Consider the following 8,149-nt stretch of genomic DNA (forward strand, 5'->3'; position numbering starts at 1 on the left):
AGTATCTCCAGTCCCGCGGAGGCGGCGTGAACACTCCCGCACCCAACCGCGTGCTGATGACCGCCGACGCCGTCGGCGGGGTCTGGACCTACGCGCTCGACCTGGCCCGCGCGCTGGGCGAAGCTGGCGCGACCACCACGTTGGCCGTGCTGGGCCCCTCGCCCACCGAGGACCAGGCCAGCGCCGCGCGCGCCGTGCCGGGCCTGGTCGTGCTGGACACCGGCCTGCCGCTGGACTGGACCGCCGCCACGCCCGCCGAGCTGCGCGAGGCGGGACGGGCTCTCGCGGCCCTGGCCCGCGAGCGGGGGGCGGATCTGGTCCACCTGAACAGCCCGGCCCTGGCCGCCGAGGCCGAGTTCACGGCGCCGGTGGTCGGCGCCTGCCACTCGTGCCTGGCCACCTGGTGGGACGCGGTGCGCCACGGCCCGCCGCCGGTCGATTTCGCCTGGCGCGTCGCTGCGCAGGGCGCCGGCTATCGCGCCTGCGCCGCGCTGGTCGCCCCCAGCAACGCCTTCGCCGAGGCCACCGCCCGAGCCTACGCAGTGCCGGCGCCGAGCGTGGTCCGCAACGGCCGGCTCGCCTCCCCGCGGACGCCCGCCAAGGCCGACCACCGCTTCGTCATGGCCTCGGGTCGTCTGTGGGACGACGCCAAGGGCGCCGCCGTGCTGAACGCCGCCGCCGCCCTCACCCCCGCCCCGGTGTTCGCGGCCGGGCCGTTGCAGGGGCCGAGCGGCGGCGAGGTGCGGCTGGCGCGGCTGCGCACCCTGGGCCGGCTGGATCCGGACGAGTTGGCCGGCTGGCTGGCGGGCGCACCGGTGTTCGCCTCGGCCGCGCTGTACGAGCCGTTCGGCCTGGGCGTGCTGGAGGCCGCGCAGGCGGCCTGCGCGCTGGTGTTGTCCGACATCCCCACCCACCGCGAGCTGTGGGACGACGCCGCCCGGTTCGTTCCGCCCGGCGACGCCTGCGCGCTGGCCGACGCGCTGCAGGCGGTGCTGGACGATCCGGAACTGGCGACCTCGCTCGGGGCCGCCGCGCAGGCCCGCGCCGCCGACTACACGGTCGAGGCGATGAGCGCGGGCGTGCTGGAGGTCTATCGACAGGTCCTGGCGGCCGGGAGGGCGGCGGCGTGAAGGTCGTCTATTTCACTCACTCGCTGGCCTCCTGCTGGAACCACGGCAACGCCCACTTCCTGCGCGGCGTGCTGCGCGAGTTGATCCGCCGCGGCCATCAGGTCGAGGCCTACGAGCCGAAAGGCGCCTGGAGCCGGGCCAACCTGCTGGCCGACCACGGCGAGGCCGGGCTGGAGGCCTATCGCGCCGCCTATCCGGAGCTGACCTCGATCATCTACGGGCCGGTGTTCGATCCGGAGGAGGCCTGCGACGGCGCCGACCTGGTGATCGTGCACGAGTGGAACGACCCCGCCCTGGTCGCCGCGGTCGGCCAGGTGAAGCGGCGCGGCGGGCGCTTCACCCTGCTGTTCCACGACACTCACCACCGCGCCGTCAGCGACCCGGAGGCGATCGGCATGTTCGACCTCGCCGGCTACGACGGGGTGCTGGCCTTCGGTGAAAGCCTGGCCGAGGTCTACCGCCGCAACGGCTGGGACGGCCGCGCCTTCACCTGGCACGAGGCGGCCGACACCGCCCTGTTCCGCCCGCCGGAACGCGCGGGCGAGCGCGCCGGTCTCGTCTGGATCGGAAATTGGGGCGACGGGGAACGAACGGCCGAGCTCGAAGCTTACCTGTTCGCTCCGGCCAAGGCGGCCGGCCTGCCGCTGGAGGTCTACGGAGTGCGCTATCCGGACGAGGCGCAGGCGACGCTCTCGAATTACGGCGTCGCCTGGCGGGGATGGTTGCCCAACGCCCGCGCGCCGGAGGTGTTCGCCCGCAGCCTGGCCACGGTGCACGTGCCGCGCCGCTTCTACGCCGAGACCTTGCCCGGCATTCCGACCATCCGCGTGTTCGAGGCCCTGGCCTGCGGCGTGCCGCTGGTCAGCGCCCCCTGGGAGGACAGCGAGGCGCTGTTCCGCCCGGACGACTACCTGCGCGTGCGCGACGGGGCCGAGGCCGCCGACGCGCTGCGCAGCCTGCGCGACGATCCCGACCTGCGGGCCGACCTGGCCGCGCGCGGGCTGGAGACCGTCCGAGCCCGCCACACCTGCGTCCACCGCGTCGACGAGCTGATGGCCATCACCGAGCGCCTGACCGCGTCGACCCCGCCCGTCGAGGAGCCCGCCTGAATGAAGCTCGCCTTCTACGGATCGAGCCTGTTGTCCGCGTACTGGAACGGCGCGGCCACCTATTACCGCGGCCTGCTGTCCGAACTGGCCGCCCGCGGCTGGAGCGCCACCTTCTACGAACCCGACGCCTTCGACCGACAGGCGCATCGCGACATCGACCCGCCGCCCTGGGCCGAGGTGGTGGTCTATCCCGCCACCCGCGAGGGCGTGCGCGCGGTCACCGCCGAGGCGGCCGAGGCCGACGTGGTGATCAAGGCCAGCGGCGTGGGCGTGTTCGACGAGGAGCTGCTGGACCAGATCCTGGCGTCGGCTCGCCCGGACGCGGTGCGGATCTTCTGGGACGTCGACGCCCCGGCCACCCTGGCCGAGATGCGGGCCGACCCGAACCACCCGCTGCGTCGCCGGCTGGGCGACCTCGACTTGGTGCTGACCTATGGCGGCGGCCCGCCGGTGGTGAAGGGCTACGAGGAGCTGGGCGCGCGGCTGTGCCGGCCGATCTACAACGCCCTGACCCCTTCGGAGCACCGGCCGGTGGCGCCGGACCCGCGCTTCGCCGCGGACCTGAACTTCCTGGCCAACCGCCTGCCCGACCGCGAGGCGCGGGTGGAGGCCTTCTTCCTGGCCGCCGCCGCCCTGTCGCCCGAGCGCCGCTTCCTGCTGGCCGGGGCCGGCTGGGAGGACAAGGTGGTGCCCGACAACGTCACCCGCCTGGGCCACCTGGGCACCGCCGACCACAACGCCTTCAACGCCTCGTCCCTGGCGGTGCTGAACGTGGCGCGCGACAGCATGGCCGAGGTCGGCTGGTCGCCAGCCACGCGCGTGTTCGAGGCGTCGGGCGCCGGCGCCTGCCTGATCACCGACGCGTGGGAGGGGCTGGAGCACTTCCTGACGCCGGACCGCGAGGTGCTGATCGCCCGCGACGGCGCCGACGTGATCGAGCACCTGCGCGAGCTCACCCCTCTGCGCGCCCGCGCGGTCGGCCGGGCGGCGCGGCGGCGGATCCTGACCGAGCACACCTACGCCAAGCGCGCGGCCGAGGCCGACGCTCTCCTGAAATACGCCCACGAGGCCAGACGAGAACGGAGCGTCCACGCGTGACCGGAGCCCCCCTCGACATCGTCGTCTTCGGCCTGAGCCTGTCCTCCTCCTGGGGCAACGGCCACGCCACAACCTGGCGGGCCCTGCTGAAGGCCTTCGCCGCCCGCGGGCATGAGGTGCTGTTCCTAGAGCGCGAGGCGCCCTGGTACGCCGCCCATCGCGACCTGGAAGCCCCGGACTGGGGCGAGTTGGCCTTCTATTCGGACCTGAGCGAGCTGGAGGCCTGGCGCGAGCGGGTGGCTAACGCCGACGCGGTGATCGTCGGCTCCTACGTGCCGGACGGCGCGGCGGTCGGGCGCTGGGTGCAGCGCACGGCCAAGGGCGCGCCCTGCTTCTACGACATCGACACGCCGGTCACCCTGGCCAAGCTGGAGCGCGGCGAGGCCGAGTACCTGACGCCGGACCTGATCCCGGGCTATCGGCGCTACTTCTCCTTCACCGGCGGGCCCACCCTGGAGCGGCTGGAGCGTCGCTACGGTTCGCCGGCGGCGCGCGCGCTCTACTGCTCGGCCGACGAGGAGATCTATCGTCCGACCGCCGCCCCGGCCCGCTGGGACCTCAGCTACATCGGCACCTACAGCGCCGACCGCCAGCCGCTGGTCGAGGCGCTGCTGGTCGAGCCGGCCCGGCGCGCGCCGGCGCTGCGCTGCGTGGTCGCCGGCCCGCAGTATCCGCCGGACCTGGACTGGCCCGACAACGTGCAGCTGATCCGCCACGTGCCGCCGGCCGACCACCCGGCCTTCTATGCGGCCAGCCGCTACACCCTGAACCTGACCCGCCGCGACATGGCCCGGGCCGGCTGGAGCCCCAGCGTGCGCCTGTTCGAGGCCGCCGCCTGCGGCACGCCGATCATCTCCGACACCTGGGAAGGGCTGGACGACCTGTTCACCCCGGGTGAGGACATCTTCACGGCGCAGACCGCCGACGACGTGCTGGACACCCTGCTGTCGACCGAGGACGTGCGCCAGCGGGTCGGCGCGCGCGGCCGCAAGCGCATCCTCGACGCCCACACCGCCGTCCATCGCGCCCACACCCTGGAGGTCGAGTTGCGGGCGGCCGTGGCCCAGCCGCGGGCGGCCGCGGCCCAGGTTCTGAAACTGGCCTGACGTCCGTAAATTCCCGCACGGACCCGCTCGAACCCCGCTCTCCGGCGCCAGTTGACGCGCCGGAGAGAAACGCGATGGGCATCCAGAACAACAACGAACACCAGCACCTCAGCCCGGGGGATGCGGCCCCGGAGGGCACGCCCGGCACCGGCGAGGACCTCTGCCGCGCCTGCCGCGGCACCGGCCGATTGCCGCTCGGCGATCCCTGCCCGACCTGCGAGGGCACCGGCATCGTGATCGAGGGGATCGGCGGCGGCTGAGGTGGGCCTCCAGGTCGAGGAGATCCGCACGCTGGAGGGCCTGACGGCGCTCGAGCCCGAATGGCGCGCGCTGTGGGAACGCCTGCCCGACGCCGGCCCGTTCCAGTCGCCGGCCTGGCTGCTGCCCTGGACCGAGCGCTTCGGGACGTCCGGCCTGTGGGTGCTGGCCCTGCGCGGAGACGACGGCCGCCTGGACGGGGTCGCGCCCTTCTTCATCTATGCGGACCCTAAGTCCGGGATCCGGCAGGCGACCCTGCTCGGCAACGGCGTCAGCGACCGGCTGGACGCGCCGGGGGCCTGCGGCGAGACGGTGTTCGGACACCTGGCCCGGCGCTCGGACCTTTGGGACGCCTGCGACTTTCGCGACCTGCCGCCGGGCTCGTCTCTGCTTGAAGCGGCCGCCCTCGCCAGCTGGCGCGACGCGGTCGAGGCCGAGGAGCCTTCGCCCGGCCTTGCCCTGCCGGACACCGTCGAAGCGCTGATCGCCGGCCTGTCCAAGCGGCTGCGCGGAAACCTGTCCACCGCCCGACACCGGGCCGAGCGCCTGGGCGAGGTCACGGTCAGCACCGCCGCCGAAGCGACGCTGCCAGAGGCCTTCGACACCCTGTTGCGCCTGCACGCGGCCCGCTGGGCCGGCGAGAGCGAGGCGGGCTTCACCGATCCGCAGGTCCAGGACTTCCACCGGGCGGTCGCGCGCGCCTTCCTGGCCGAAGGGTGGCTGCGCCTCCACCTGCTGGAGATCGACGGCCGGCCGGCGGCGGCGTTCTACGGCTTCCAGGTCCGCGGCCGGGCCTACGCCTACATCGGCGGTTTCGATCCCGAGTTCGCCGAGGCCAGCCCCGGCGCCCTGATCATGCGCCACGCGATCGAGCAGGCGGTGCGCGAGGGCTGCACGTCCTTCGAGTTCCTGCGGGGGCGCGAGGCGTACAAGTACGCGTGGGGGGCTATCGACCAGCCGCAGTTCCGCCGACGCCTCGGCCGTCGCTGAGGCCGGCGCGCCGGCGCATTTCGGGCAGCAGGTGGCGCCAGTGCTCCAGCCGCACCTCGGTGGCCGGCCGGTCGTACCAGCACCAGGGCAGGTCGCGCGCGTTCAGCCCCACGAAGTGCGCGCCGCAGCGGCCGGGCTGCGGCTGATGCGGATGGAAGGGCGAGCAGATGCTGACCTCTTCGGTGGTCACCACCAGGGGCGCCCGGTCCAGCGACAGGGCGGCGACCTGCAGGCCCTGCTCGTCCAGCTCGGAGTCGAGCGCCTCGGGCTTCATCGCCAGCACGCGGGCCAGCGCCTCGCCCAGGTCGAAGCCCGGCGGCGTGCCGCGGATGCCGGAGTTGCGCGGCTCCGGCCCGCACAGGTCGGCGAAACGGCCGTGGGCGGGCTTCACGTCGGCGGCGACGACACGGGCGTGCGGGTCGCCGTCCTCGAGCCAGCGGCGCACCGCCTCGGGCGCCTCCCAGAGGATGACGTCGTTGTCGAGGGCCAGCTCGTGCAGGTCGGGGAAGACGCTGAGCGGCGCGAACTTCCAGGCCGTGCCCTCGGCCATGCCGGCCCCGAGATAGGGCGCGAGCACGTCGGGCGGGACCTTCGGCGCGGCCAGCCAGTCGACCCCGTCCGGCACGTCGCCGGTGCGCGCGGCCGCCTCGGACGGGCTCATGCCGTTGACCACCACCGCGTAGGCCGCCTCGCGCCCGAACAGGCGCACGGCGCTGGCGATGGAGATCTGCAGGGCCTCGAAGCCGGCCGGGCTGACGTCGCCGATGGTCCAGCGCACGCCAAGCCTAGAGCGCACGAACCGCCTCCGCGGCCAGGCGGCGATAGAGGGCCAGGTAGGCGTCGGTCATGGCCCGGGCCGAGAAGCGCGCGCGGGCGGTGTCGCGGCAGTCGTCCGGATCCAGGTCGTCGACCCGGTTCAGGGCCTGGGCCATGTCGTGGACGTCCTTCACCAGAAAGCCGGTGCGCCCGTGCTCGACCACTTCCGGCAGGGCCCCGCGGGCGAAGGCGATCACAGGCGTGCCGGCGGCCAGGGCCTCGCGCGCGACCAGGGACGAGGTCTCCTCGCACAGGCTGGGCACCAGCAGGCAGCGCGCGGCCGCCAGCAAATGACGCTTGTGGGCGCCCGCCACCGGCCCGGCCCAGCGGCGGGCGCGGTCCAGCCTGGGCGCGATCTCCTGCTCGAAGTAGGCGCGGTGGGCGGCGTAGGGAAACACCTCGCCGGCCAGCACCATCGGCCGCCCGGCGGCCTTGGCGGCGTCGAGCGCCAGGTGGAAGCCCTTCTCCGGGCAGATCCGCCCCAGCGCGAAGGCGTAGCCGCGCTTGCGGTCCGGCGCGAAGCTCTCGACCTCGACCCCGTTCTCGATCGGCGGCAGCAGCCGGGTGTCGACCGCCGCGTCGCCGGCCTGGCGGCGCGAGACCGGCACCAGCCAGGTGTTCGGGCGTACGGGTCGCAGCGCGCCGGGCGCATACCAGTCCAGCGGCAGGTGCAGGGTCGCCACCACCGGCGGACCGGCGTCCGGCAGGTAGGCGTCGAAGTCGATGCCGTGCAGGTGAACGACGTCGGGGCGGACCTCGGCGACGGCCTTGGCCAGGAGCGCGCGCAGCCGCTCGTGAACGGTGCGCCGGGCCGCGCCGTCGACCTCGCCATCCACGCGCGGCAGCGCGATCAGCTCGCCGGCCGGCTGCGAGCCCTCGACCGCCATGACCACCGAACGGCCGCCGGCCTCGACCACCGCCCGGTCCAGCCGGGTGAGGATCTGCTCGGCCCCGCCGACCGGGTCGGGCCCGACCGGGGCGAAGGGATAGGCGACGCTGAGCACGGTGGGACCGGTCATGGCGCGAGCTCCAGCTCGGCCAGGGCCGCGCGCGCGTGGTCCCGCCAGACCTCGCCCGTCATGGCCCAGCCGAACTCGTCGTAGAGGCAGCCGCCCGGCGGCGGCGCGCGGGTGAAGTCGTAGTCGGGCGCGGGGCGCCAGCGCTCCACGCCTTCGGGAAACCAGGCGCCTACGTCGCCTTGCGTGCGGAAGGCCGCTAGCGCGCGGGTCTTGCGCCGCCGGTCGTCGGGCGAGAGCGCGGCGAGCGTCTCCGGGTGACCGGGGCTGGCGTGGAAGACGCCGGCGACCCGGCCCTGCGGAGCGCGGTGGTAGGAGGCGAACTCGTAGCGCGCCGGAGCCGGCTGGCCGGCCCGGGCCAGGAGGCGCACGGCGGCGGCGACCGCGAAGGCGGCGGCGTCGTGGTCGGGGTGGCCGCCTTCGTAAGGGTGGGTGAACACCGCCTCGCGGTCGGCGAGGTCGTCCGCCAGGCGGCGGGCGAGATCGGGCAGATGCATCGCCGCGGTCTGGTCGGACACGTCGTAGGCCCGCCGCCGCGGGCTCGCCCACGCGGCCTCGAGGGCGGCGTCCAGTTCGCGCCGGCGCGCCTCGGCGTAGGCGGCGGGGCCGTCGAAGCCTGCGCGCGC

At 74.5% G+C, this 8,149-nt stretch carries 9 protein-coding genes; 6 read left to right on the forward strand and 3 right to left on the reverse strand.

All coding sequences use genetic code 11. From position 1 onward, the window contains the following. Positions 1–26 precede the first annotated feature (26 nt). The 6 genes from G3573_RS07150 to G3573_RS22535 all read left to right on the forward strand — a co-directional run bounded on the left by G3573_RS07150 (position 27) and on the right by G3573_RS22535 (position 5,691). The gene (locus tag G3573_RS07150) at positions 27–1,130 is read left to right on the forward strand and encodes a glycosyltransferase family 4 protein (protein ID WP_346427353.1); all 1,104 of its coding nucleotides are present in this window, start codon (positions 27–29) and stop codon (positions 1,128–1,130) included. After that, entirely contained in the window at positions 1,127–2,239 is a 1,113-nt protein-coding gene (locus tag G3573_RS07155; RefSeq protein WP_163260396.1) for a glycosyltransferase, read from the forward strand. Before G3573_RS07150 ends, G3573_RS07155 begins: the two co-directional genes overlap by 4 nt. After that, positions 2,240–3,337: a glycosyltransferase gene (locus G3573_RS07160; protein ID WP_163260397.1), complete on the forward strand. Its 1,098-nt coding sequence runs from the start codon at positions 2,240–2,242 to the stop codon at positions 3,335–3,337. After that, a complete protein-coding gene (locus G3573_RS07165) occupies positions 3,334–4,443 on the forward strand; it encodes a glycosyltransferase (protein WP_163260398.1) in 1,110 nt (369 codons plus the stop codon). The genes G3573_RS07160 and G3573_RS07165 overlap by 4 nt, the downstream gene beginning before the upstream one ends. A 74-nt stretch (positions 4,444–4,517) precedes the next feature. Then, a complete protein-coding gene (locus G3573_RS07170) occupies positions 4,518–4,703 on the forward strand; it encodes a hypothetical protein (protein ID WP_187450642.1) in 186 nt (61 codons plus the stop codon). Position 4,704: 1 nt separating this feature from the next. Further along, entirely contained in the window at positions 4,705–5,691 is a 987-nt protein-coding gene (locus G3573_RS22535) for a GNAT family N-acetyltransferase (RefSeq protein WP_163260399.1), read from the forward strand. Here G3573_RS22535 and G3573_RS07180 read toward each other — a convergent pair. From G3573_RS07180 to G3573_RS07190, 3 genes are all read right to left on the reverse strand, one after another. Continuing rightward, positions 5,648–6,487: a hypothetical protein gene (locus tag G3573_RS07180; RefSeq protein WP_163260400.1), complete on the reverse strand. Its 840-nt coding sequence runs from the start codon at positions 6,485–6,487 to the stop codon at positions 5,648–5,650. The two genes, G3573_RS22535 and G3573_RS07180, sit on opposite strands and share 44 nt — an antisense overlap. Beyond that, positions 6,477–7,526, reverse strand: a complete 1,050-nt coding sequence (locus G3573_RS07185; protein WP_163260401.1) for a glycosyltransferase — start codon at positions 7,524–7,526, stop codon at positions 6,477–6,479. Before G3573_RS07185 ends, G3573_RS07180 begins: the two co-directional genes overlap by 11 nt. Beyond that, a partial coding sequence (locus G3573_RS07190) for a PIG-L family deacetylase (protein ID WP_163260402.1) occupies positions 7,523–8,149 on the reverse strand: 627 nt, incomplete at its 5' end. The genes G3573_RS07190 and G3573_RS07185, both read right to left, overlap by 4 nt.

This window comes from Caulobacter sp. 17J65-9 (genome assembly GCF_010975005.1).
Taxonomy (GTDB): Bacteria; Pseudomonadota; Alphaproteobacteria; order Caulobacterales; family Caulobacteraceae; genus 17J80-11.

Excerpts from the sequence above, each read along its gene's own strand:
- G3573_RS07185 (WP_163260401.1), bottom strand. The coding sequence starts at position 7,526 with ATGACCGGTCCCACCGTGCTCAGCGTCGCCTATCCCTTCGCCCCGGTC.
- G3573_RS07160 (WP_163260397.1), top strand. The coding sequence starts at position 2,240 with ATGAAGCTCGCCTTCTACGGATCGAGCCTGTTGTCCGCGTACTGGAAC.
- G3573_RS07170 (WP_187450642.1), top strand. The coding sequence starts at position 4,518 with ATGGGCATCCAGAACAACAACGAACACCAGCACCTCAGCCCGGGGGAT.